The organism is Saccharopolyspora galaxeae, assembly GCF_016526145.1.
Lineage (GTDB): Bacteria > Actinomycetota > Actinomycetes > Mycobacteriales > Pseudonocardiaceae > Saccharopolyspora_C > Saccharopolyspora_C galaxeae.
Window position 1 is genome coordinate 120,296 of the sequence record NZ_JADDUE010000006.1, and the last position, 24,928, is coordinate 145,223.

Sequence of the window (24,928 nt, forward strand, 5' to 3'; positions counted from 1 at the left end):
CACTCCTGGTGAAACGGGGCATGCGGGACGTCACTGCTCGGAAAGCCGCTCCAGGCGGACCACGATGGCCTTGGAAACCGGGGTGTTCGACTTCTCCGCGACCGAACCGAGCGGCACCAGCGGATTCGCCTCCGGGTAGTAGGCGGCCGCGCAGCCCTGCGCGGTCGGGTAAGCGACGATGCGGAACCGCTCCGCGCGGCGCTCCTCCACGTTGCCATCGGCGTCCGGCCATTCGGAGACCAGATCCACCGCCTCGCCGTCGGAGAACCCGAGCGCGGCGATGTCCTTCTCGTTGAGCATCACCACGCGCCGGGCGTCCTCGATCCCGCGGTAGCGGTCGGAAAGGCCGTAGATCGTGGTGTTGTACTGGTCGTGGCTGCGCAGGGTCTGCAGCAGCAGCCGACCCTCCGGCACCCGCAGCGGTTCCGGCGTGTTGATGGTGAAGTTCGCCTTCCCCGTCGCGGTGGGGAACGAACGGCTGTCCCGCGGCGGGTGCGGCAGCACGAACCCGTCGGGCTCACGAACACGCGCGTTGTAGTCGTCGCATCCCGGTACCACGTTCGCGATGTGCCTGCGGATGCTGTCGTAGTCGCGCTCGAACTCCTCCCACTGCGCCGGGTGCTCGTCCCCGAGCAGCTTCCGCGCCAGCCGGCACAGGATCGCGACTTCGGACAGCAGGTTCTGCGAAGTCGGCGCGAGCCGCCCGCGCGAGGCGTGCACGACCGACATCGAGTCCTCGACGGTCACGAACTGCGCGCCGGATTCCTGCTCGTCGCGTTCGGTGCGGCCGAGCGTCGGCAGGATCAGCGCGGTGCGGCCGGGAACCACGTGCGAGCGGTTCAGCTTCGTCGAGACCTGCACCGTCAGGTCGCACCCGCGCAACGCCCGTTCGGTGCCCGCGGTGTCCGGCGTGGCCGCGACGAAGTTGCCGCCCACCGCGAGGAAAGCCTGCACCTTCCCACTCTTCATGGCCTGCAAGGTGTCCACGGTGTCGTAGCCGTGGCGGCGCGGCATCGGGATGCCGAACTCGGATTCCATGGCGGCGAGGAACTTCTCCGGCATCTTCTCCCAGATGCCCATCGTCCGGTCGCCTTGCACGTTGGAGTGCCCGCGCACCGGGCACACGCCCGCGCCCGGCTTGCCGATCATGCCGCGCATCAGCAGCAGGTTGGTGACCTCGCGGATCGTGGGCACGGCCTGCTTGTGCTGGGTCAGGCCCATCGCCCAGCAAGCGATGGTGCGCTCCGAGGAGATCAGCAGCTGCGCGATCTTCTCGATTTGCTCGCGGGACATCGCGGTCGCCTCGAGCGTGGCGTCCCAGTCGATTTCCCTTGCCTGCGCGGCGAATTCCTCGAAACCGTGCCCGTGCTGCTCGATGAACTCGCGATCCAGCACGGTTCCGGGCGCGGCCTCTTCGGCCTGCAGCAGCAGACCGGTGAGCGCCTTGAACAGCGCCAGGTCGCCGCCGAGGCGGATCTGGGCGAACTCGTCGGTCAGCGCGGTGCCACCACCGGCGACGCCGCGGGCGTTCTGCGGGTTCTTGAACCGCATCAGCCCGGCCTCGGGCAGCGGGTTGACCGCGACGATCTTGCCGCCGTTGCGCTTGACCTTCTCCAGCGAGGACAGCATCCGCGGGTGGTTGGTGCCCGGGTTCTGGCCCACCACCAGGATCAGGTCGGCGTTTTCCACGTCTTCCAGCGAAACCGAGCCCTTGCCGATGCCGATGGTCTCGCTCAGCGCCGACCCGGAGGACTCGTGGCACATGTTCGAGCAGTCCGGCAGGTTGTTCGTGCCGAAGCTGCGCACCATCAGCTGGTAGAGGAACGCGGCCTCGTTGCTGGTGCGGCCCGAGGTGTAGAACGCGGCCTGGTCCGCGCTGGGCAGCTCGCGCAGGCCGTCGGCGACCACGTCCAGCGCCGCGTCCCAGTCGATCGGCCGGTAGTGCGTGTCGCCGTCGCGCAGGATCATCGGCTGCGTCAGCCGCCCCTGCTGGCCGAGCCAGTAGTCGGTCTTGTCCGCGAGCTCGGCCACCGAGTGCGCGGCGAAGAACTCGGCGTCGACCTTGCGCGTCGTGGCCTCCTCGGCGACCGCCTTCGCGCCGTTCTCGCAGAACTCGGCGGGGCTGCGGTGCTTGTCCTCACCACGCGGGTCCGGCCACGCGCAGCCGGGGCAGTCGAAGCCGGAACGCTGGTTGAGCAGCGGCAACGTCTTGATGGTGCGCCCTGCGCCCATCTGCTCCCAGCTGCGCCGCAGCGACACCATGACCGCCTTGACACCGGCGGCGGCGTCCTTCGGCTCGTGGGTCGACAGCGCCGACTCGTCGATGTCCTGTTCAGGTGCTCTGCGCGACATACCGCCCAGAGTGCTCTCCCACGCGCGCGAGAGCACGGGTGGGGTGTCTTGGTTCACACGAGTGGCCCAGTTCTGCCTGTTGGTGGAAGCGCGTTGCAGCGGGAGGCCGGCCGGTGCGCTCGGGGGGACGCAACGGCCGGCCGGCACCCCGGCCCGGAACCGGGGGAGGCGGAAGTGTCCGGGCCGGGGCCGATACGCCACTCGCCGCGTCGGGAGAAACGAGCGGTGACGTAACCTCGAGAACGGTCCCTGCCAGGTAACGGCTGGCAGGGGCCTTCAGCAGTGGCCGATCGCGAACTTCGCGCTCATCGGGCCGAGTTCGTTTTCTCCCGCGCGGCCGTACAGCAATTCGCGCACGTCGGCCAGAGCCACGCCACATCGCTGTTGACGGCTATGACGTTCAAGCCGCACAGCGTCTTGACTTCGGTGCCGGTGGGGTAATCGCTGCCTTTCGACTTCGCGGCAGTGCTGGCGTGGCGCACCTGCTCAGCAGGCACCCACGCGACGGGATGGGGCATCCACGACCTCCTGCGTCAGACCGTGTTGACGATCGTTGTCAACGATGTGTCTACAGTGTCATCAGTTGGCTACGTTGAGCAATTACCCGACCGAGTGATCACCGAAAAACCCTTGTGTAGCAATAGGATCTGTTGCATGACTGTCAACACACGGACCCCGAAAGCTCGTGCTGTCGGAAGCGCACTGCGCAAGGCGCGACTAGACAACGGGATCAGCCTGCGCGGGTTGGCGACACAACTGGGCAAAGACCCGAGTCAGCTTTCCCGTTGGGAAACCGGGGAACGTGCGCCCAAGCCCACCGATGTCGCGCAGATCCTGGCTCATCTCGGGGTGACCGGCTCCGAGTACGACGAGATAGTCGAGGTTTCCGGCGGCACTCACGAACCGCGCTGGCTCGCGGTGACCCTGCCCGAGCAACGGCAGCAGCTCGCCGCGACTCTCGAAGTCGAGCGAGGGGCGACGGGAATCACCGAGGTGTCCCCGCTGCTGGTCCCCGGACTCCTGCAAACGCGCGAGTACGTGCACGCGATCATGTCGGCTGGTGGCGTGGACGCTGACGAAGTCGCGACACGTTCGGCGATCCGGCTCGGTCGCCGCGAGACGATCTTCGGCCAGGAGCCCGCGACGTTCACCGGTGTCATCGGTGAAGCAGCTTTGCGTCAGGTCATCGGCGGGCCGAAAGTGATGCTCGACCAGTTGAAGCACCTGCTGGAGAGCGGCGAACGCAGCAATGTGGAGATTCAGGTGGTCCCGTTCTCGACCGGCTGGCATCCGGCGCTGGAAGGCCTGTTCGCGCTTTATGAGACGGAGCAAGGGCCGGTCGTGCATCTGGAGAATCGGCGCTCCGGCTTGTTCCTGCATGAGCCCGCAGACGTGCAAACTTACCAGCAGGCGGTCGCTCGAGTCCGGGCAGTCGCCTTGAGTCCCGATGACTCTTCAGCGTTCGTGCACAGGCTCATCAACGAAATGGAGGGCGCGCGATGACAGCGGTCGAGCACCCGGTCAACTGGCGGAAGTCGAGCCGGAGTCAAAACACGATCACTTGTGTCGAGGTGGGCCGGTCGGCTCGCGGTGCGGCGGTGCGGGATACGAAGGATCGGGCTGCGGGTTACCTGACGGTGGATCGGCGGCAGTGGCGGTCGTTCCTGTCCGCGATCAAGACCGACCGCTTCTCCTGACGGCTGCGATGACCTGCGGCGTTGCCAGCGGAACCGGGGAGCGTCGCAGGCCGCGGGCAGATCGGCCCGGTGTGCGGCCGTCCTTCCGGTAACTGCCGCGAACGGTGGAGGTGAGGGCCGGGAAAGCCGTCGCGGGCGGTTCGTAGAATCGGTGTGTGACACAGACCAGCGCACCCGCACAGCCCCGTGAACTTCCGTCGAGCTGGAACCCGGCCGACGTAGAGGCCGAGCTGTACCAGCGCTGGGTAGCCGCCGAGTACTTCACCGCGGACCCGCACAGCGACAAGCCGCCGTTCTCGATCGTCATCCCGCCGCCGAACGTCACCGGCAGCCTGCACATCGGCCACGCCTTCGAGCACACCCTGATGGATCTGCTCACCCGCCGCCGCAGGATGCAGGGCTACGAGGCGCTGTGGTTGCCGGGCATGGACCACGCCAGCATCGCGGTGCAGGCACTGGTCGAGAACCAGCTGCGGGAAGAGGGCATCGACCACCGCGAACTCGGCCGGGAGCGCTTCCTGGAGCGGGTGTGGCAGTGGAAGGAGCAGCACGGCGGGGCGATCCTGTCGCAGATGTCGCGGCTCGGCGACAGCGTGGACTGGAGCCGGGAGCGGTTCACCATGGACGCCGGTCTCTCCCGCGCGGTGCAGACGATCTTCAAGCGGCTCTACGACGACGGCCTGATCTACCGGGCGGAGCGGCTGGTGAACTGGTCGCCCGCGATGCGCTCGGCGATCTCGGACATCGAGGTGGAGCACCGCGAGGTCGACGGCGAGCTGGTGTCGATGCGCTACGGCTCCGGCGACTCCGAAATCGTCGTGGCCACCACCCGCGTGGAGACGATGCTCGGCGACACCGCCGTCGCGGTGCACCCGGACGACGAGCGCTACCGGCACCTGGTCGGTACCGAGATCGAGCTGCCGCTGACCGGCCGCAAGATCGCGATTGTCGCCGACGAGCACGTGGACCCCGAGTTCGGCAGCGGCGCGGTGAAGGTCACCCCGGCGCACGACCCGAACGACTTCGAGATCGGGCAGCGCCACGACCTGCCGATGCCGACGATCATGGACGAGCAGGGCCGGATCGCGAACACCGGCACCGAATTCGACGGCATGGACCGGTTCGAGGCCCGCGTCGCGGTGCGCGAGGCGCTGCGCGCGCAGGACCGCATCGTCGCGGAGAAGCGGCCGTACGTGCACAGCGTCGGGCACAGCTCCCGCTCCAAGGAGCCGATCGAGCCGCGGCTGTCGCTGCAGTGGTTCGTCAAGGTCGGCCCGCTGGCCAAGGAAGCGGGCGACGCGGTGCGCGACGGCCGGGTCGCGGTGCATCCGCCGGAGATGGCGAAGCGCTATTTCGACTGGGTCGACAACCTGCACGACTGGGCCATCTCGCGGCAGATGTGGTGGGGCCACCGCATCCCGATCTGGTACGGCCCGAACGGCGAGGTCGTCTGCGTCGGACCGGACGAAGAACCGCCCACCGGCGAGGGCTGGCGCCAGGACGAGGACGTGCTCGACACCTGGTTCTCCTCGGGCCTGTGGCCGTTCTCCACGATGGGCTGGCCGGACGACACCGCGGATCTGCGGAAGTTCTACCCGACCAGCGTGCTCGTCACCGGCTACGACATCCTGTTCTTCTGGGTGGCCCGGATGATGATGCTCGGGCTCTACGCGATGGACGGCGTCGAGCCGTTCAAGGTGATCGCGCTGCACGGCATGGTCCGCGATCCGCACGGCAAGAAGATGTCCAAGTCGGCGGGCAACACCGTCGATCCGCTGGAGTGGATGAACAACTACGGCGCCGACGCGCTGCGGTTCACCTTGGCGCGCGGGGCGAACCCCGGTACGGACGCGCCGATCAGCGAGGAATGGGTCGCCGGGGCGCGCAGCTTCTGCACGAAGCTGTTCAACGCCACCAAGTTCGCGCTGATGAACGGCGCGCGGGTGCCCGCGGCGCTGCCCGCGCGGGCTGAGCTCACCGATGCGGACCGCTGGATCCTGGACCGCACCGACCAGCTCGTGTCCGAAGTGGACGAATTGCTGGAGGACTTCCAGTTCGCCAAGTCCACCGAGGCGCTCTACCACTTCACCTGGGACGAGTTCTGCGACTGGTACGTGGAGCTGTCCAAGGTGCAGATCGACGCGGGCGGCGACCGCGCGGAACGGACCCGCGACGTGCTCGGGCACGTGCTGGACGTGCTGCTGCGGCTGCTGCACCCGACGATCCCGTTCGTCACCGAGCTGCTGTGGACCACGCTGACCGGCCGGGAATCCGCGGTCGTCGCGGACTGGCCCGCAGCGACCGGCGAGCACGCCGACGAGGGCGCGGCGCAGCGGGTGCTCGCGGTGCAGAAGCTGATCACCGAGATCCGGCGGTTCCGCTCCGACCAGGGGCTCAAGCCGGGCCAGCGGGTGGCGGCGCGGCTCGGTGGACTCGACGCGCTCGGATTGGCCGAGCATTCGGCGGCGGTGCGTTCGCTGGCGAAGCTGAACGAGCCGGGGGAGGAGTTCACCTCCTCGGCCTCGCTGGAGGTCGGTCTCACCGGCGGGACCGTGCCGGTGGAGCTGGACCTGTCCGGCGCGGTCGACGTCGCCGCCGAGCGCAAGCGCTTGGAGAAGGACCTCGCCGCGGCGCGCAAGGAACTCGACGGCACGGAGAAGAAGCTCGCCAACCCGTCGTTCACGGACAAGGCGCCGGCAGAGGTCGTGGACAAGATCAAGGTTCGCCGGGACACCGCGCAGAGCGACATCGAGCGCATCGAATCCCGCTTGGCGGCGCTGCCTTCGGCCTAACGCTGCGGGCGACGGGCCGTTCGCGTGCTTCGGCAAGGCGGACGGCCCGTGAACCGCCCCGTCCGCCGCCGTGGCGCTGCTGTTCGCGCGATTGCTCGCCGAATTCCTCATGCATCCACCGTGGCCGGTACGCGGCCCGCCGGGCAGTCCCGATCCACGAATCTGTGGATGGATGCGGCGCCTGTGGACAACCTCGCCTGCTGCGCGGGATCAGCGCCGCGCCCGACCGATGATGACGAGGCGAATCGGTGGTCCCAGGGCCGTCGCGGAGGTACCCGCCTCCACCGAAGTAGACTTGAGCTGGACGTTTGCGTCGGGACTGTTGTAGTCGCGGATAGGCCATCGAGGTTAGGGGAGTGCCAGTGTCCGGCACCGAATCCGGTGCGCTGCACGAGCTGCGCGTGGTGGAGGCCGAGCTCAACGAGCGCTGGCCGGAGACGAAGATCGAGCCGTCCCTGGACCGCATCAGGAAGCTCACCGACCTGCTCGCCGAACCGCAGCGCAGCTACCAGGTGGTGCACATCGCGGGGACGAACGGCAAGTCGTCCACCTCGCGGATGGTCGATGCGCTGCTGTCCCGCATCGGGCTGCGCATCGGCCGCTACACCAGCCCGCACCTGCAGCTGGCCACCGAGCGGATCAGCATCGACGGGCACCCGATCAGCCCGGAAGGCTACGTCGAGGCGTACCGCGACGTAGCTCCCTATGTGTCCATCGTGGACGCGAACAGCGACGTGAAGATGTCCAAGTTCGAGGTGCTGACCGGCATGGCGTTCGCCGCGTTCGCGGACGCCCCGGTGGAGGCCGCGGTGCTGGAGGTCGGGCTCGGCGGTGGCTGGGACGCCACCAACGTCGCCGACGCGCACGTGGCGGTGATCTGCCCGGTGGCGCTCGATCACGCCGAATACCTCGGCACCGACATCGCGGGCATCGCCAGGGAGAAGGCCGGGATCATCAAACCCGGCTCGGTCGTGGTGCTGGCCGCGCAGACCGCCGAAGCGCAGACCGCGATCATGGAGCGGGTCGCCGAGGTCGACGCCACGGTCGCCCGCGAGGGCAACGAGTTCGGCGTGCTGTCCCGCACCGTCGCCGTCGGCGGTCAGATGCTGCGCCTGCAAGGGCTCGGCGGCGTCTACGACGAGGTCTTCCTGCCGCTGCACGGCGAACACCAGGCTCGCAACGCAGCTATCGCGCTGGCCACCGTCGAGGCGTTCTTCGGTGCGGGCGCGCAGCAGCAGCTCGACCTCGAAGCGGTCCGCGACGCGTTCGCCAGCGTCATCACCCCCGGCAGGCTGGAGCGGGTGCGGGCGGCCCCGGCGGTGCTCGTCGACGCGGCGCACAACCCGCACGGCGCTCGCGCGCTCGCCGACGCGCTGAGCTCCGAATTCTCCTTCCGCCGCCTGGTCGCGGTGATCAGCGTGCTCGGCGACAAGGACGTGCGCGGCGTGCTGCGCGAGATCGAACCCGTCGTGGAGGAGGTCGTGCTGACCAAGAACGCCTCACCGCGCGCGTTGGACCCGGACGAGCTGGCCGCCACCGCCAAGGACATCTTCGGACCGGACCGGATCGTCGTCGAACCCCGCCTGGACGACGCCGTGGAGACCGCGATCCGGATGGCCGAGGAGACCACCGACGACTCCGACACCGTCTCCGGCGGCGGCGTCGTGATCACCGGCTCGGTGGTCACGGCCGGCGAGGGGCGGGCACTGTTCGGCAAGGAGCCCGCGTGACCGACAGCAGTGGTTTCTGGTCGCTGCCCACCGCGCCGGAAGGCGTGCGCGACCCGTGGAAGGGCCTGCGCGGCGTCATGGCGGGCACGCTGGTGATGGAGTTCATCACCTTCGGCCTGGCGTTGCCGATCGTGTGGCGGTTCGGCGGCGGGGTCTCCGGCGCCGGGTTCGCCATCGTGGGCCTGCTGACGGTGTTGATGCTGGTCGGCGGGTTCGTGCAGCGGCGCGCGTGGGGGCTGCCGTTCGCGCTGGCGCTGCAAGTGGCGATGTCGGTGTGCTACCTGGTGCACCCCTCGGTCGGGATCATGGGGCTGCTGTTCGTGGCGGTCTGGGCCTACATCCTCTACCTGCGCCGGGACGTGGCGAAGCGGATGCGCGAAGGCCGCCTCTACGACCAGCTCGGCCACCCCGAGGGATATCCGCCGGAGCAGTGAACCTGGCCTGATCGTGTAGTGGTGCATCAAGATGCTTTGGCGGCATTCTTAGATGCATGAGAACAACGATTGCCATCGACGATGCGTTGCTCGATCAACTCAAGGTGCGTGCTGCCCGGGAGAACACGACCGTCAGCGCGCTGATCGAAGAAGATGTGCGACTCGGTGAGCTGCGACGGGCCCAGCAGAGCGACCCGGGTCGCGGACGTTTCCGGCTCCGCGCATTCGATCTTGGTCGCCCCAAACCGGGCGTGGACCTCAACAACAACGCGGCGCTGCTCGATCTCATGGACAACGAATGATCGCCTGCGACGTGAATGTCCTGGTGAATGCGCACAATGTTGCCATGCCGGAGTACGACGCCTATTCGGCATGGCTCGAGGAAGCGCTGAACGGGACGGTTCCGGTGGGTATCCCGTCGCTGGTTTTCAGTGGATACTTGCGTGTCATCACCCACCCGCGGATCTTTCCCCGGCCGTTTCGTCCGGAGCAGGCGCTGGAGGAGATCGCTGCGATTCGGGCAGCCCCGGCGTTCGTCGCTGTCGAGCCGGGTCCACGGCACTGGGAAATATTCACGGAACTGTGCCGGAAGGCCGACGCGATCGGCAACCACGTTCCCAATGCATATTTGGCCGCTATCGCCATCGAGCACGGTTGTGAGTGGATCACGGCCGACCGCGGGTTCGCGCGCTACCCCGGACTGCGCTGGCGGCACCCGCTCGACTGACCGTTGATCGAGGAGCACCTGATCGTGTTCTTGGCGACGGTGTTGATCATCGGTATTCCTGGCATGTGGAGATCAACAACGACATCGCGCCCGACCTGCCGCAGCTGGTGACCCGCACGTTCTCGCTGCCCGCGGTCGAAGCCGACGCCCGCCCGGGCGTCGACGTCTACGACGACAGCGCACTGCTGGAATGCCTGGACGGCGAAAGCTGGAACTAGCCGATGTTGATGACCGCGCGCCCCTGGATCTCGCGGCGGTTCAGCGCGTCGTAGGCGCCTTGCACGTCGTCGAACGAGTAGCGGCGGCTCACCGTGTCCTGCGGCCGCAACTGCCCGCGCGCGACCAGGTCCAGCAGCACCGGCATGTCCCGCTGCGGTTTCGCCCCGTAGGAACCCTTGATCTGCAATTTCCGCCGGGCGATGGTGGCCAGGTCGAACTCGCCGACGCTGCCCTTCGGGGCGATGCCGACGACCACGACCTGCCCGCCTTCGACGACCGAGTCCCGCGCCACGCCGAACGTGGCGACGTTGCCCAGCGCTTCGAAGGCCACGTCCACACCGCTGCCGCCGGTCAGGTCCCGGATCGCGGCGGGCGCATCGACCTCGGCGGAGTTCACGGTGTGCGTGGCGCCCAGCTTGCGCGCGGCGGCGAGCTTGTCGTCGCTGATGTCCACCGCGACGATCGTCGAGGCCCCGAACAGCGCGGCCAGCTGGATCAGCGAGCTACCCACGCCGCCGGAGGCGACCACGGCGACGGAGTCCCCGACCCGAACGTCCGCGGCGTGCCGCAGCGCGCCGTAGGCGGTCATCGTCGAGCAGCCGACCGAAGCCACATCGCTCAGTTCCACCTCGTCGGGAACCTTGTACACCGAGGTCGCAGGGGTCACCGAGCGTTCGGCCAGCCCGCCCATCGAATACATCCACACCGGCTCACCGCCGGGCCGGAACAGCCGGGTGTTGCCGTCGTAGAGCTGGCCCTTCGCCCGGTTGTAGCCGAAGAAGTCCAGGCAGATCTCCGAATTCCCGCGTGCGCACTGCGCGCATCGCCCGCACGGCATGATGAAGCTGGTGACCACCCGGTCGCCGACGCGCACACCTGTCACGTCCGGGCCCACTTCGGAGATCACGCCGGCGACCTCGTGCCCGAGCACGGACGGGGTCGGGAACGGCAGCTCGCCCTTCAGCACGTGCAGGTCCGAATGGCACGCGCCGCAGGACAGCACGTCGATCGCGACTTCACCGGCGTTGGGGTGCGGGTCGGCGATCTCCTCGATGCTCATCGGCTCGTTCACGGCGGTGTGCACGGCTGCGCGCATCCGGACCTCCTCGTTCGGACCGGCCGGTCGGTATGGCCGTCCCGAACCTAGCCCGCGGGATGCCTGGGTACCAAGGGGTCGCCGGGTGATCACTGGACGTGCCTGCTGCGTTCGGTTCCGCGGTCACCGCGCAGACTGCAGGAGCGTTCCCGGGCCCGGCAGCGCAACGGATTCGCGGAGCAACGCCCCGGACCCGATCGGTTCACCTGCGCCGATACGCTGAGCGCAACGAAGCGCAGCCGGGCCGCGCGCCCTGATGTGAAGGAGAAGCAACGTGAGCGAGCGCACCCTGGTCCTGGTCAAGCCCGACGGGGTCGAGCGCGGCCTGGTCGGCGAGGTCATCGGCCGGATCGAACGCAAGGGGCTCAAGCTGGTCGCGCTGGAGCTGCGCCAGGTCGGCGACGAGCTCGCCCAGCAGCACTACGCCGAGCACGACGGCAAGCCGTTCTTCGGCTCGCTGCTGGAGTTCATCAAGTCCGGTCCGGTGCTGGCCGCGGTCGTGGAAGGCCCGCGGGCGATCTCGGCGTTCCGCCAGCTCGCCGGGGGCACCGACCCGGTCGACAAGGCCGCGCCGGGCAGCATCCGCGGCGACTACGGCCTCGAAGTCCAGTACAACCTGGTGCACGGGTCCGACTCGCCGGAGTCGGCCGAGCGCGAGATCAAGCTGTGGTTCCCGGAGCTGTGAAGTGACTGAGGAGTTCATCAGCGGACCGCTGCGCGTCGACCAACCGCACCCGGAACTGCCGCAGGCCCTGACCGACCTGTTCGGGCGGGTCACCGTCGCAGGCGGCGCCACCGGTTTCACCGCGACCACCGAGCTGGACACGATCAGCGCGCTAGCCGGGCGGATCGTCGAAGACGTGGCGGCGCGGCCCAAGCGCAGGCACCTGTTGATCATGGGTCAGGAACGCGCGTTGGCAGGCGTCGCGGTGCTGCGACCCGCGACGTTGCCGATCCACGCGCACCGCGGCGAGATCGAGTGGTTGCTGGTCGACCCCGAGCTGCAGTCGCAGGGCCTCGGCTCCCGACTGCTGGACGCCGCGGTTTCGCACGCGCAAGCCCTCGGCATCGCGAAGCTGCAGCTGACGACCAGGTCCGGCCAGGGGCTGGAGGACTTCTACCGGCGGCGCGGCTGGACCGAATCCGGCCGCTGGCCTGCCTCGCTGCGCGTCGCCGAGGACGACCTCCGCGACCAGCTCTGGTTCACCCGCGACGTGTGAGCCGGCGGCCCCGGTCCACCGCGGACCGGGGCCGTCCCGCCCCGGGCGGACGCCCACTATCCTTGGCCGGGTGAGTGCGGAGTCCGTGTTCGACCGCTTGGAACCATTGCTGACGCAGGTCTCCAAGCCCGTGCAGTACGTCGGCGGCGAGCTCAACGCCACCGTCAAGGAGTGGGACGCAACCTCGGTGCGCTGGGCGTTGATGTACCCGGACGCCTACGAGGTCGGGCTGCCCAACCAGGGCGTGATGATCCTCTACGAGATCCTCAACGAGCAGCCCGACGTGCTCGCCGAACGCACCTATTCGGTGTGGCCGGATCTCGAAGAGCTGATGCGCGAGCACGGCATCCCGCAGTTCACCGTGGACGCGCATCGGCCGGTCGGCGCGTTCGACGTGCTCGGGGTCAGCTTCGCCACCGAACTCGGCTACACGAACCTGCTCGGCGCGCTGGACCTCGCGGGCATCCCGCTGCATGCCGCCGACCGCACCGACGAGCATCCGATCGTGCTGGCCGGTGGGCACGCGGCGTTCAACCCGGAACCGATCGCGGACTTCTTGGACGCGGTGGTGCTGGGCGACGGCGAGGAATCGGTGCTGGAGATCACCGAGGCGATCCGGCGCTGGAAGGCCGAGGGCGAGCCGGGCGGCCGCGAAGAGATCCTGCTGCGGCTGGCCGAAAGCGGCGGTGTCTACATCCCCCGCTTCTACGACGTCGGCTACGGCGCGGACGGCGCGATCACCGAGGTGGTGCCGAACCGCGAGCGGGCTCCGTATCGCGTCTTCAAGCGCACCACCATGGAACTCGACGAGTGGCCGTACCCGAAGCAGCCGCTGGTGCCGCTGGCCGAGAGCGTGCACGAGCGGATGAGCGTGGAGATCTTCCGCGGCTGCACCCGCGGCTGCCGGTTCTGCCAGGCGGGCATGATCACCCGGCCGGTGCGGGAGCGCTCGCCCGAAGGCATCGGCGACATGGTGCAGCAGGGCCTGGAGAACACCGGTTTCGAGGAGGTCGGGCTGCTGTCGCTGAGCTCGGCCGACCACTCCGAGATCGGCGAGGTCACCAAGAGCCTCGCGGACCGCTACGAAGGTTCCAACACGAGCCTGTCGCTGCCGTCCACGCGGGTCGACGCGTTCAACGTGGACCTGGCCAACGAGCTGTCCCGCAACGGCCGCCGCTCCGGGCTCACCTTCGCCCCGGAAGGCGGCAGCGAACGGATTCGCCGGGTCATCAACAAGATGGTCTCCGAGCAGGACCTCATCCGGACGGTGTCGACCGCTTACGCCAACGGCTGGCGGCAGGTGAAGCTGTACTTCATGTGCGGCCTGCCGACCGAGACCGACGAGGACGTGCTGCAGATCGCCGAGATGGCCAAGGAGGTCATCCGGCAGGGCCGCAAGGCCGCCGGGCGCAAGGACATCCGCTGCACGATCTCGATCGGCGGGTTCGTGCCGAAGCCGCACACCCCGTTCCAATGGGCGGCCCAGTGCGATCCGGACACCGTGGACGAACGGTTGCGGAAACTGCGGAAGGTGATCAACTCCGACCGCAGTGTCGGCCGCAACATCGGAATGCGCTACCACGACGGGAAGCCGTCGCTGATCGAAGGACTGCTCTCCCGCGGCGACCGCAGGCTGGGCCGGGTCGTCGAGCGCGTCTGGCGCGAGGGCGGCCGGTTCGACGGGTGGAACGAGCACTTCTCGTACCAGCGGTGGGTGGACTGCGCGGCCGAGGAACTCGCCGCTTTCGGTATCGACCTGGATTGGTACACCACCCGGGAGCGCGCCGAGGACGAAGTGCTGCCCTGGGACCACCTGGATTCCGGGCTGGACAAGGAATGGCTGTGGGCGGACTGGCAGGACTCGCTGGACGCCCGCGAACAGGACGACTGCCGCTGGACGCCGTGCTTCGACTGCGGGGTGTGCCCAACGATGGGCACCGACATCGAGGTCGGGCCGTCCGGTCGGCCGTTGCTGCCGATCAGCCCGGTCGGACAGGGTTCGCCGGTGCGGAACCCGGCGTTTAGCGAGTCCTAGCGCGCCTCCTGAACAGCTCTCAGTCGGCACCGGGCGGGTCGGCGACTGCCTTGCGGGCATCGACGAGGCCGTGCCCGTAGAAGCCGTTGTCGGCGGGGTCGCCGCGACACCGCGCATCCTGCGCGCCGTCGCGGTTGAGGTCGTAGGTACCGGGGCAGCCGATCGGATCCGCTCCCCCTAACAGCCTGCGGCGCAGCTCGGCGGGCCCCGCCTCCGGGTGCTGGGTCTTGATCAGCGCCGCCACCCCGGAGACGTGCGGCGCGGCCATGGAAGTGCCGCACGACGAGCCGTAACCGCCGGGCACGGTCGAGCGCACGCATTCGTCGGCGCCGGGCTCACCACCGGGCGCGGCGATGTCCACCGCGCCCAAGCCGTAGGAGCTGTAACCGGACTTCACCGAGTTCCGCCCGATCGCGGAGACGGAAACGACTCCGTCCAAGCCGGCAGGCACCGCCTCGCACACCGGTTTCTCGCGCCGCGGAACGGCCGTGAGGTCGATCCGCTCGTTGCCCGCGGCCGCCACGGTGAGCACGTCGTGCGCGGTCGCGTACCGGACCGCGCGCCGAACCGCCTCCCGCGGAACCGGCGAACCAGTGGAGCCGCAGCCGAGCTGAGCGGATTCGACCAGGAAGCTGGTGTTGGCGACGTCGATGTCGTGCTCGGCGGCCCACATGAATCCGCACACCGCGTACTCCGGATGCGCGTAGCCCTCCGGGTCGACCACGCGGATCGAGGCGAGGCCGGTTTCCGGGGCGACTCCGGTGACTCCTCGGCCGTCGTCGGCGGCGCCGACGATGCCTGCGACGTGGGTGCCGTGCCCTTCACCAACCGGCCGTTCGGCCAGCTGCGGGTGTTCGGGGGTGAGGCAGTTCGCCGATCGCTGGGTGTCCACGGCAGCGGCCAGTTCCGGGTGCGCGGCGTCGACACCGGAGTCGAGGACGCCGACGTGCACGTCCCGGCTGCCCCTGGTGATCGCGTGCGCCTGGTCGGCGCGGACTCGCTGCAGGTTCCACGGGTTCGAGCCGCGGACTTCGGCGGGAGCCCGCTGCGGCCCGAGCCGGTCGGCCCGGGCTCGGCGTTCGGCGCTGTAGGCGCGGTCCGGTCCGAGTCGTTCGGCGAAAGCCGGGTCCGGTGAGTCGACGATGCCCACCCCGATCTGGCGGTAGTAGGCGGCGATGTCGCCGCAGTGCGACTCGGATTCCGCGGCCGCCTCGGAATGCGGCGTTCCCGGGTTGAACAGCACGACGAAGCGCTGGTTCGGGCCCGCATCGCGGCAGTCCGGTTCCGCGTTGGCCATCGGCGCCACACCGGTCAGCAGGGTCATGGCCAGCAGGCTCGTGACTGTGGCGCGCAACAGCCGGACCAGGGGCACGGCGAACCTCCAGGACGGCCGGGCGCCGACACGAGCGACCGTAGCCACCCCGCGCGGCGCGGGACAAGCCGTCGGCCGCCGCGCACCCGGGGTGCGGAGGCGGCGCGGTACCGTCGGGGTGGGCGGCCGGTGCCGTCGCCCGATGCAAGTGCAGGACCGGCCGGTACGCGGCCACGCTCGGGAGGAGCACGGTGCGTCGCCGAGACCACCCCAATCCGTCGGCCCCGCCGGTGCAGAAGCTGCGGCTGCGCTACACCAAGCGCGGCCGCCTGCGATTCACCTCGCACCGCGACTTGGCCCGCGCGTTCGAGCGGGCGCTGCGCCGGGCCGGGGTGCCGATGGCGCAGTCCCAGGGCTTCAACCCGCGGCCGAAGATCTCGTGGGCCAACGCGGTACCGACCGGGGTGGCCAGCGAAGCCGAGTACGTGGAGCTGCAACTCGCGGAGCAGGTCGATCCAGCGGTGCTGTGCACCGAGCTGAACCGGGCGCTGCCAGCGGGAATGGACCTGGTCGAAGCCGTGGAAGCGGGGCCGGGCTCGTTGCCGGAACGGCTGGAGGCCGGTCGGTGGCTGACCGAGCTGCCGGGCGTGTCGCCCGCGGCGCTGCGCTCGGCGGTGGCGGAACTGCTGGTCGCCGAGCGGGTCGAGGTGCAGCGCACGACCAAGGACGGCACGCGGACCATGGATGCGCGGGCCGCGGTGCTCAGCGCGGAAGTGCTGGACAGTACCGATTTGGCTGCGCTGAGTGACCGTTTTCCCGCTTTCATCGCCCAAGTGGACGATTGGCCGAAGGGCCGGGAACCATATGGGATACTCGTAACGGTCGTGCGGCAGACAACACCCGCCGTGCGGCCCGACGACGTGCTGAACGCCCTGCGCGTCGTCGCCGACCTGGCCCCGGCGGCCGCGCGAGCGACTCGCTGGGAGCAAGGGCGGCTCGACGACGAGGGAGGGATCGCCGACCCGTTTGCCCTGGACAGGGCGGCGGCAGCCACCCAGCGGGGGGAACTCCCGACCGGGTGACGCTCGGCGGGGTGGACGTCGTCGCACCCGCCGTGGGACTTCCCCGCTCACCGAGAGCGGGGACGGAGGGGACCAACAGAATTGCCGTCGCTCGCGGGCGGCGGAAGACCGCAGAACGCACATGCTCCTGTGCGGCCGCGTCCACGGACGCGCCCGGGGGCGGAGGAGTTGAATGTCGAACAGTGCAGCACCCGCTGGGAACACCAGCGGGTCATCGACCACATCCAATCGGACCAGCGCATCGTCGGGGACTTTCGAACTTCCCGCCAAGCTGCGGGTACACGCGCTGGCGAAGCTGCTCGGCGGCAGCAGCAGGGAGATCATCACCACCCTGGAGTCGCTGGGTGAGCCGGTGCGCAGCGCGCAGTCCAACATCACGCGCGAAGTCGCCCTGCGGGTAGTGCGCCAGTTGCGGCCGGAGAGCATCGAACCGGAGGCTCAGGAGTCCGCCGCGGAGGGTCCGGCGGACGCGGGGTCGGCCCGAGCGTCCGCTGCCCAATCCGGGGCGACCAAGTCTGCGGCTCAGCCTTCAGCGGCCGAGTCCGCGGGGACGGGATCGGCTCCGGCGCAGCCTGCTCGAAGCGAAACGGCCCGGTCGTCGGCGGAGCAGGAGACGCACCAGGAGGAGTCCGCGTCGGAGGGCTCCGGGCAGGCCCGCCCCGAGTCCGCGCAGGCGGAATCCGCGCAGTCCGAGTCGGCCCAGTCCGGTTCGGCGCAGTCCGGGTCCGCCGGCCTGAACCCGGTGTTCGCGGCGCCGCAGGCCATGTTCCTGGCGCCGGAGGCAGCCCCGGCCCGCCAGGCGCCGAAGTCCGCCGAGCCCGCCGAGCCCGCCGAGCCCGCGGAGTCGGCCAAGCCCGCCAAGACCGCCAAGCCCGCCAAGACCGCAGAGCCTGCCAAGACCGCCGAGCAGCCTCCGGCCGAAGAACCGTCCGAGGAATACGGCGACGACTCCGCCGACACCGAGGACGGCACGGACGGCGACGACGAGCAGGGCGGCAGGCGCCGTCGCCGCCGCGGTCGCCGTGGCCGCGGCCGCGGCAAGGGCGGTGACGGCGAGCAGGCCGACTCCGGTGATGAGCAGGGCTCGAGCGCGGAGCGCGGCAACGGGGACAAGCAGTCCCGCAAGGACTCCGGCGGCAAGGACTCCGGGAGCAAGGACGCCGGGAGCAAGGACGCCGGGAGCAAGGACGCCCGCAAGGAAGAGGCCGCGCAGGACGGGGCCAAGGGCAAGTCCGCCGAGACCGATTCCGCCGACGGCGACTCCGACGGTGAGGGGAGCCGTCGTCGCAGGCGGCGGCGCCGTCGCAAGGGCTCCGGCGACGACGACGGCCCGAACAGGGACGACGATCCGCCGAACACCGTCGTGCACGTCCGCGAGGAACGCCAGGACGGCGGCAAGGACGGCGGCAAGGACAGCAGCAGCGACGACGAGGTCCGCGCGATCAAGGGCTCGACCCGGCTGGAGGCCAAGCGGCAGCGCCGCAGGGACGGCCGCGAGGCGGGCAAGCGCCGCGCACCGGTGCTGTCCGAGTCGGAGTTCCTGGCCCGGCGCGAGTCGGTGGACCGCCGGATGGTGGTGCGCGAGCACAACGAGCAGACCCAGATCGCGGTCCTCGAGGACAACGTGCTGGTGGAGAACTTCGTCACCTCCGCGGGCTCGGGATCGCTGGTCGGCAACGTCTACCTGGGCCGCGTGCAGAACGTGCTGCCCAGCATGGAGGCCGCGTTCGTCGACATCGGCCGGGGCCGCAACGCGGTGCTCTACGCCGGGGAGGTCGACTGGGACGCCGCCGGGCTGGCCGGCAAGGCGCGCCGCATCGAGCAGGCCCTGTCCACCGGCGACAGCGTTCTCGTGCAGGTCACCAAGGACCCCGTCGGGCACAAGGGCGCGCGGCTGACCACCCAGATCAGCCTGCCCGGCCGGTTCCTGGTCTACGTGCCGGGCGGCGGGGCGACCGGGATCAGCCGGAAGCTGCCGGACAACGAGCGCAAGCGGCTCAAGGAGATCCTCAAGCGGATCGTGCCGGACAACTCCGGGGTGATCATCCGCACCGCCTCCGAGGGCACCAGCGAGGAAGCCCTGGACCGGGACGTGCGCAGGCTGCAGGCGCAGTGGGAGGTCATCAAGGAGAAGTCGGAGACGCCGAAGGCGCAGGCCCCGCAGCTGCTCTACGAGGAGCCGGATCTGCTGATCAAGGTCGTGCGGGACCTGTTCACCGAGGACTTCTCGTCGCTGACCGTCCAGGGCTCCGGGGCCTGGGACACCATCGAGGCGTACGTGCAGCACGTGGCGCCGGACCTGATGGGCAGGCTCAGCAAGCACGTCGGCAAGAACGACGTGTTCACCGAGCAGCGGATCAGCGAGCAGATCGCGAAGGCGCTGGACCGCAAGGTGTGGCTGCCCTCCGGCGGCTACCTGGTGATCGACCGCACCGAGGCGATGACCGTCATCGACGTCAACACCGGCAAGTTCACCGGTTCCGGCGGGAACCTGGAGGAGACGGTCACCCGGAACAACCTGGAGGCGGCCGAGGAGATCGTGCGCCAGCTGCGGCTGCGCGACATCGGCGGCATCATCGTGATCGACTTCATCGACATGGTGCTGGAGTCGAACCGGGACCTGGTGCTGCGCCGGTTGACCGAGTGCCTGGGCCGGGACCGCACCAGGCACCAGGTTGCCGAGGTGACTTCGCTCGGGCTGGTGCAGATGACCCGCAAGCGGGTCGGTACCGGCTTGCTGGAGGCGTACAGCAGCACCTGCGAGCACTGCCGCGGGCGCGGGCTGCTGGTCTCGGCGGATCCGGTGGCGCACCAGCACGGCAAGGACCACGGGAACTCCGGTGGCAACGGCGGCAACGGCGGCGGGTCGCGGCGCAACCGCAACCGCGGCAAGCAGGACTCGAACGACTCGGAGCAGCAGGGCGAACGCAACGGCGTCGCCCAGGCGGCGAAGCAGGAGCAGGCGGCGAAGCAGGAGCAGTCCGCGGAGGCCAAGCAGGAGAAGGCGAAACCGGACTCGCCGGAACCGAAGAAGGCCAAGTCGGGCGGGCCGAAACAGGACGGCGGGAAGCCGGACGCCGAGCGGCGCGAGAGCGGCAAGCCGGAGGCCGCCAAGCCGGAACCCGCGAAATCGGATTCGGCGGAGCCTGCCAAGCAGGACGGCGCCAAGTCCGAAGGCGCGCAGCAGGCGGCGAAGCCTGCCGAGCCCGCCACCGCGGACAAGCCCGCGGAGCCGAAGCCGGCCGAACCGGCCAAGACCGGCGACTCCGGGTCGAACGGCCGCTCGCGCAGGCGGAAGGTCAGCCGCCCGGCCGGTAGCGCCGGAGAACCGGCCGAGCCGGTGGTGATGGCGGTGCCGGAGAAGTCCGCGCAGCCGGAGACCGATGGGGCGCCGGAGGTGCCCGCGCCGGCGACGGAGACGGTCACCCGGCGGCCCCGCCGCCGCACCGCTTCTCGCGCGGCCGGTCCGCCGCCGGACTCCCCGGAGGCGGCCGAGGCGGACGTCTCCGCAGGTGCGACCTCCGAGAACTGACCGTAGTGCTGAAAAAGGTGGGGCCGGGATTCTCGGCCCCACCTTTTTCTTCGACCGCGCCGAGCGCAGGTCCGATTCGTTCAAGAAGCCGCGCGCCGCGCGGGCTTAACGTCCGGGCATGACTGCAGATGCCAAGGAGCGCACCGCGCCGGATCGGCTCGCTGCGGCGGAAGGGTTCATCTGGCTGACGGCCCGCGTGCTGGAGCAACGCCGGTTCGAGCACCTGTTCCGCGCGGGTTCGCCGGACGCGGTGGCCACTGCTCTGGACGCCTACCGCAGCGCCGACGGTGGCTACGCCTACGCGCTGGACCCGGACGTGCGCGGCCCGGTGAGCCAGCCGCTCTGCGCGCACGCGGCGTTGACCACGTTGGACGAGATCGGACGCTGTTCCGGCGCGGCCGCGGACGGCATCGTCGATCAGCTCGCCACGATCACCCTCCCGGACGGCGGGATCCCGGCGGTGGATCCGGCCGGGCGGGACTATCCGCACCCGCCGTTCATGCCGATCGACGAGGACCCGCCCGGCGCGCTGTTGACGACGGCGCTGGTGGCAGGCGTGCTGCACAAGAACTCATCGACGCACCCGTGGCTGGCCCCAGCGACCGAGTTCTGCTGGCAGCGGATCGACGCGTTGACCGAGTCCCATCCGTACGAGGTGCACGCGGCCGTGGCATTCCTCGATCACGTGCCGGACCGGGAACGCGCCGCCGCGGCGGCGGCACGACTCGGCCGCATGGTGCGTGCGCAGGGCATCGTGGTGCTCGATCCGCAGCGCCCGGAGGATTCGCACCTCGTGCCGGGCTACGCGCCGGGGGAGTGGCACTTCGTTCCGGACTACGCCCGCGACCCGGGCAGCTTGGCCCGCGAATGGTTCTCCGAAGCGGAGATCACCGCCGGATTGGACGCCCTCGCCCAAGACCAGTGCGAAGACGGCGGCTGGCCGATCAGGTGGCGGCAGTGGGCACCGGGGACGGCGCTGGAGTCCCGTCCGCGGGTGACGATCGATGCCTTGCGCAAGCTTCAGGCGTACGGCCGGTGAGCAGTTCGGCGGCGGTGAGTCCGGACAGCCGCCGCACTTCCCGGCTCAAGTGGGCCTGGTCGGCGTACCCGGCTGCGAGCGCGCGGTCGGCGAGCGGGCCTTCCAGCTCGATCGAACGCCGGAACCGCAGGATGCTGTGCAGGGTTTTCGGGCTGTAGCCGACGGCCGCGGTGAACCGCCTCCGGAAGTGCCTTGCGGACCATCCGAGGTGCTGGGCGATTTCCGGTACGCCCGGCGCTCGGGGGCCGCTGAGCAGGCGGATCGCTTCCGCGACAGCAGGGTCCTGGTGATGCTCGGGCAGCCGTGCCACGGCGAGTTCTTCCAGCAGCCGCGCGGCTTCGTCCGCGTCGTCGGCCGCGGCGAGCCGGTCCGCCACCTGCTGCGCTCGCGACCCCCACAGCTCGCTGAGCGGCACCTGGAGGTCCCGCAACGCAGCAGCGGGCACGTCGCCGAGCAGCAATCCCGCCGCTCCGGGCCGAAGCCGCACGCCCGCCACGCTGCCCGCGGCGAGCGGGAGCACGCGCGGTCCGGTGTCCGGGCCGACCATCTCCAGCACGCCGTCCCGCCAGATCAGATCCAGGCAGCCGTCCGGCATGATGCGTTGCAAGTACCCGTCTTCCGGCACTTGCTGCGTCCATGCGCACGCCACCCGGCTTGCGAGCGCGGGCGGTGCAGGACGTTCGCGGTATCGGCGCACCACCCCATGCTGCTCCTTCACTCCACGTGCGAGCTCGCGGTGTCGTCGGCGACGAGCACGCTCACGTCCGCGTCCCGCCCGGTCCGGTGCAGCACCAGCTCGGCCAGCAGTCCCGTGGAGATCATCTGCACCGAGAAGATCTCCAGCAGGATTCCCAGGGTCAGCAGTGGCCGAGTCCCGATCGACTGCTCGGTGAACATCCAAATCCCGGTGAGGTACAGCAGGATCAGCGTCCCCAGCGCGCCCGCGACCACGCCGAGACCGCCGAACAAGTGCGCCGGTCGGCGCCCGTAGCGGGTCAGCGCCACGACGGTTAGCAGGTCCAGCGCACCGCGCACGTACCGCTCCAGCCCGTAGTTCGACTTGCCGTGCGCACGCGGCCGGTGGTGCACCGGAAGCTCGCAGACCCGGTATCCGAGCTGGTGCGCGAGCGCCGGGATGTAGCGGTGCAGTTCCCCGTAGAGCGGGACTCGCCGGTAGACCTCGGTGCGCGCGGCCTTGAGCCCGCAGTTGTGGTCGGACAGCCGCAGCCCGGTGATCACTCCGGTCATCCAGTTGAACAACCTTGACGGCAGGCGCTTGCCCAGCGGGTCCTTGCGCTGCGCCTTGTGCCCGCTGACCAGGTCCGCGTTCGCGTCCAGCGCGGCCAGCAGCCGCGGCACCTCCGCCGGGTCGTCCTGCAAATCGGCGTCCAGGGTGACCAGCAGCCGCCCGCGCACCTCGGCCACACCGGCGGCCAGCGCGGCGGCCTTGCCGAAGTTCCGGCGCAGCCGCAAGCCGCGCAAGTGCGGGTCGGCCGCGGCGTGCTCGCCGATGATCCGCCAGCTCTCGTCGGTGCTGCCGTCGTCGACCACGAGCAGCTCCCAGCTCAGCGGCTGGGCGTTCATCGCAGCGCTGACCTGGGCGAACAACTCGGGGAGGTTGGCGGCTTCGTTCTTGGCCGGGGTCAGCAGGGACACCTCGGGCAGCACGCCTGCGGAGGTCATGACACCGCCTGCGGGTGTTCGGTCAGCGGGCGTACCCACCAGCCGTCCGGGAAGGCGAACGCGATGCGCAGCGGCCCGGTGCCCGCGGGAGCGACCGCGCGGTAGCCGAGGCCGATCTCGGTGCCGACCGTCTGACCCTCGGCATCGGCGCGCGGGATGTCGACCACGCCGCCGCCGACGACCTCGCCGGTCCGGTCCAGCACGGCGACGCAGCGCGCACGTTCGATGCCGGAGATCGCCCAGCCCTTCAGCATCCGCGCGCCGCCCCGGATCTGGTCGGTCTCGACGTTGAGCAGCACGTCCCAGCCTGCGGGTCGGGGTTCGCGATAGCTGCCGACGCTGGGCGTGCGCCATCGCGAGGTGTTCTGCCGCGAACCGATTTCCGTGCCGTCCCCGCAACCCAGCGTGAATTCCGCGGAGAAGGGGTAGTGCCCGAGCGCGCGCATCCGGGGCAGCAGCTGCTCGGGTGCGGGGAATCGGTCGGCGAACGCATCGGTCGCGCCGACGCGCGCGGCCACCGCCAGCATTCGCTGGTTCGGCGCGTCGTCCCGCACGGCCTGCGCCATCGGAGCGCCGAGCGCGACCGTCGCCAGCGCGGTGGTGAACACCGCGACCGCCCGCGCACCCGGCCACCGCGGCCAGGTGACGGCGATGACGAGCACGGCGATCCACAGCGCGGCGGACATGCTGTTGTAGCGGCTCTGCAAACCTGCGGACTCGCCGAATGCCGCCCGCGAACCCGAGATCATCACCGCGCAGCCGATCGCGTACACCGCCAGGCCCCACCAGGCGGCACTGGCCGCGCGGGCCTGCGGGCGCAGGCACCCCGGCAGGTGCAGCGCCAGCACCGCCAGCCCGGCAACGCCCGCGACCAGGGCCAACGCCGGTTCCGTGCCGGTCCACACCATGCCGATCATGCTCAGCCCCGCCAGCATGGCCTGCGCCGGATCATCGGTGGGCGAGGCGCCGCCCCCGCCTTGGGGACCGCGCAACACCAGCCAGGCGGCCACGACGACCACTCCGATGACCATCGGGGCGGCGACTCGCCGCCTGCGCTCCCCGCGCATCCAGGCCAGCACCGACAGCGCCGGCCACACCGCGAACGACGTGCCGTAGCTGATCGAAGCCAACAAGCCGAGCAGCACCGCCGGGACGGGACGTCCGCGCTGCATCGCCAGCAGCGCGCTCAGCACCAGCAGCATCGCCAGCACCCACGAAGCACCGCTCATGGAACGCACGAAGTTGTGGATGCCGTGCGGGTTGAACACCAGCGCCGAGGTCGCCACCACGAGCCCCGCGCGCTGCCAGCGCCCCAGGTCCGCGGGCAGCATCGCCCACACCAGCAGCACGCATCCGACGCCGAACGCCAGCACCAGCAGGCCCAACGGGTGGTTCGAGCCGCCGCCGAACCGGGCGCTCAACCAGAACAACAGGCTCGGCAGGACGAACGGGTGCTCGTTGCGAAAACCGAGCAGCGCCTCCGGACGCAGCGAACCGTCCGGGTTCGTGATGTCCAGCAGCACCCACCAGTAGTCGTAGAAGTGCATCTGCGGGTACCGCAGCACCTCGCGCAGCATCATCAGCGGTGGCAGCGCGGCCATCAGCAGCAGTGACCGAGGCCCTGCCGCGCTTTCGCGCAACCGCTGCAGGTGGTCGGCGGGCGCAGGCTCTTCGTGCTCGGTCCGCCGTGGTCCGGATGCGGTCTCGGTCACGCTGAATCCCCATGTGAAGGTCGAACGGCGACTCACAGTAGCAAGGTAAGATCGAACCGCAGGGAGATCGCGCGGAAAACCCGGTTCCTTCCCCGGGAGTCAAGCCCGGAGTAAGGCCGCCGCGAGCGGTCTGTATGCTGTGAGGGCACTTCTCGCCGCCGGACGGGCGGAGAGCTTAAACGCCTGTGGAACCCGGTGCGCCCCTCGCGGGTCGAGGGTCGTGACACAGGAACCCACCGAAACCCGGCACTGCCGGGTGGATCTCC

At 70.0% G+C, this 24,928-nt stretch carries 20 protein-coding genes and 1 pseudogene; 14 read left to right on the top strand and 7 right to left on the bottom strand.

Annotated elements, in window-relative coordinates; translation table 11 throughout:
* Positions 1–30: 30 nt before the first annotated feature.
* Both INP57_RS15380 and INP57_RS15385 read right to left on the bottom strand, forming a co-directional pair.
* Positions 31–2,352 carry an FdhF/YdeP family oxidoreductase gene (locus INP57_RS15380; protein WP_200070911.1) on the bottom strand — a complete coding sequence of 774 codons (2,322 nt, stop codon included), beginning with the start codon at positions 2,350–2,352 and terminating at the stop codon, positions 31–33.
* 377 nt (positions 2,353–2,729) lie between these two features.
* Positions 2,730–2,870: pseudogene (locus INP57_RS15385) on the bottom strand (zinc finger protein); the annotation flags it as partial.
* Between the two features lie 136 nt (positions 2,871–3,006).
* Here INP57_RS15385 and INP57_RS15390 point away from each other — a divergent pair.
* From INP57_RS15390 to INP57_RS15425, 8 genes are all read left to right on the top strand, one after another.
* Complete coding sequence (locus INP57_RS15390; RefSeq protein ID WP_200070913.1) at positions 3,007–3,855, top strand: helix-turn-helix domain-containing protein; 849 nt, start codon at positions 3,007–3,009, stop codon at positions 3,853–3,855.
* Positions 3,852–4,049: a DUF397 domain-containing protein gene (locus INP57_RS15395; RefSeq protein ID WP_200070914.1), complete on the top strand. Its 198-nt coding sequence runs from the start codon at positions 3,852–3,854 to the stop codon at positions 4,047–4,049. Before INP57_RS15390 ends, INP57_RS15395 begins: the two co-directional genes overlap by 4 nt.
* 155 nt (positions 4,050–4,204) lie before the next feature.
* Positions 4,205–6,841: a valine--tRNA ligase gene (locus INP57_RS15400; protein WP_200070915.1), complete on the top strand. Its 2,637-nt coding sequence runs from the start codon at positions 4,205–4,207 to the stop codon at positions 6,839–6,841.
* A 362-nt stretch (positions 6,842–7,203) separates the two neighbouring features.
* The gene (gene folC, locus INP57_RS15405) at positions 7,204–8,571 is read left to right on the top strand and encodes a bifunctional tetrahydrofolate synthase/dihydrofolate synthase (protein WP_200070916.1); all 1,368 of its coding nucleotides are present in this window, start codon (positions 7,204–7,206) and stop codon (positions 8,569–8,571) included.
* Entirely contained in the window at positions 8,568–9,005 is a 438-nt protein-coding gene (locus INP57_RS15410) for a DUF4233 domain-containing protein (protein WP_307850097.1), read from the top strand. The genes folC and INP57_RS15410 overlap by 4 nt, the downstream gene beginning before the upstream one ends.
* A 56-nt stretch (positions 9,006–9,061) precedes the next feature.
* Positions 9,062–9,307, top strand: a complete 246-nt coding sequence (locus INP57_RS15415; protein ID WP_200070917.1) for a ribbon-helix-helix domain-containing protein — start codon at positions 9,062–9,064, stop codon at positions 9,305–9,307.
* Positions 9,304–9,732: a type II toxin-antitoxin system VapC family toxin gene (locus INP57_RS15420; protein WP_200070918.1), complete on the top strand. Its 429-nt coding sequence runs from the start codon at positions 9,304–9,306 to the stop codon at positions 9,730–9,732. Before INP57_RS15415 ends, INP57_RS15420 begins: the two co-directional genes overlap by 4 nt.
* Positions 9,733–9,797: 65 nt before the next feature.
* Positions 9,798–9,950: a hypothetical protein gene (locus INP57_RS15425; protein WP_200070919.1), complete on the top strand. Its 153-nt coding sequence runs from the start codon at positions 9,798–9,800 to the stop codon at positions 9,948–9,950.
* Here the strand turns inward: INP57_RS15425 and INP57_RS15430 are convergent.
* Positions 9,947–11,047, bottom strand: a complete 1,101-nt coding sequence (locus INP57_RS15430; RefSeq protein ID WP_200070920.1) for a zinc-binding dehydrogenase — start codon at positions 11,045–11,047, stop codon at positions 9,947–9,949. The genes INP57_RS15425 and INP57_RS15430 overlap by 4 nt on opposite strands.
* A 274-nt stretch (positions 11,048–11,321) precedes the next feature.
* Here INP57_RS15430 and ndk point away from each other — a divergent pair, with 274 nt between their 5' ends.
* The 3 genes from ndk to INP57_RS15445 all read left to right on the top strand — a co-directional run bounded on the left by ndk (position 11,322) and on the right by INP57_RS15445 (position 14,302).
* Positions 11,322–11,732: a nucleoside-diphosphate kinase gene (gene ndk, locus INP57_RS15435; RefSeq protein ID WP_200070921.1), complete on the top strand. Its 411-nt coding sequence runs from the start codon at positions 11,322–11,324 to the stop codon at positions 11,730–11,732.
* Between the two features lies 1 nt (position 11,733).
* On the top strand, positions 11,734–12,267 hold the full coding sequence (locus tag INP57_RS15440; RefSeq protein ID WP_200070922.1) for a GNAT family N-acetyltransferase: 534 nt from the start codon (positions 11,734–11,736) through the stop codon (positions 12,265–12,267).
* 70 nt (positions 12,268–12,337) lie between these two features.
* Entirely contained in the window at positions 12,338–14,302 is a 1,965-nt protein-coding gene (locus INP57_RS15445; RefSeq protein WP_200070923.1) for a TIGR03960 family B12-binding radical SAM protein, read from the top strand.
* A 19-nt stretch (positions 14,303–14,321) separates the two neighbouring features.
* Here the strand turns inward: INP57_RS15445 and INP57_RS15450 are convergent, their stop codons facing one another.
* Positions 14,322–15,674, bottom strand: coding sequence for a S8 family peptidase (locus INP57_RS15450; RefSeq protein WP_307850098.1), 1,353 nt, complete (start codon positions 15,672–15,674; stop codon positions 14,322–14,324).
* Between the two features lie 230 nt (positions 15,675–15,904).
* Between INP57_RS15450 and INP57_RS15455 the strand changes: the two genes are divergently transcribed.
* The 3 genes from INP57_RS15455 to INP57_RS15465 all read left to right on the top strand — a co-directional run bounded on the left by INP57_RS15455 (position 15,905) and on the right by INP57_RS15465 (position 21,267).
* Complete coding sequence (locus INP57_RS15455; RefSeq protein WP_200071145.1) at positions 15,905–16,696, top strand: TIGR03936 family radical SAM-associated protein; 792 nt, start codon at positions 15,905–15,907, stop codon at positions 16,694–16,696.
* A 172-nt stretch (positions 16,697–16,868) separates the two neighbouring features.
* Positions 16,869–20,228 carry a translation initiation factor IF-2 N-terminal domain-containing protein gene (locus tag INP57_RS15460; protein ID WP_200070924.1) on the top strand — a complete coding sequence of 1,120 codons (3,360 nt, stop codon included), beginning with the start codon at positions 16,869–16,871 and terminating at the stop codon, positions 20,226–20,228.
* A 118-nt stretch (positions 20,229–20,346) separates the two neighbouring features.
* A complete protein-coding gene (locus tag INP57_RS15465; RefSeq protein WP_200070925.1) occupies positions 20,347–21,267 on the top strand; it encodes a hypothetical protein in 921 nt (306 codons plus the stop codon).
* On the opposite strand, the gene INP57_RS15470 is transcribed toward INP57_RS15465, so the two are convergent.
* From INP57_RS15470 to INP57_RS15480, 3 genes are read right to left on the bottom strand one after another with little or no spacing between them, the layout of a single operon-like run.
* A complete protein-coding gene (locus INP57_RS15470; RefSeq protein WP_307850100.1) occupies positions 21,173–21,985 on the bottom strand; it encodes a DUF6597 domain-containing transcriptional factor in 813 nt (270 codons plus the stop codon). The two genes, INP57_RS15465 and INP57_RS15470, sit on opposite strands and share 95 nt — an antisense overlap.
* Positions 21,982–22,950 carry a glycosyltransferase family 2 protein gene (locus tag INP57_RS15475; RefSeq protein ID WP_200070926.1) on the bottom strand — a complete coding sequence of 323 codons (969 nt, stop codon included), beginning with the start codon at positions 22,948–22,950 and terminating at the stop codon, positions 21,982–21,984. The genes INP57_RS15470 and INP57_RS15475 overlap by 4 nt, the downstream gene beginning before the upstream one ends.
* Positions 22,947–24,662 carry a hypothetical protein gene (locus INP57_RS15480; protein WP_307850101.1) on the bottom strand — a complete coding sequence of 572 codons (1,716 nt, stop codon included), beginning with the start codon at positions 24,660–24,662 and terminating at the stop codon, positions 22,947–22,949. Before INP57_RS15480 ends, INP57_RS15475 begins: the two co-directional genes overlap by 4 nt.
* Positions 24,663–24,928 lie beyond the last annotated feature (266 nt).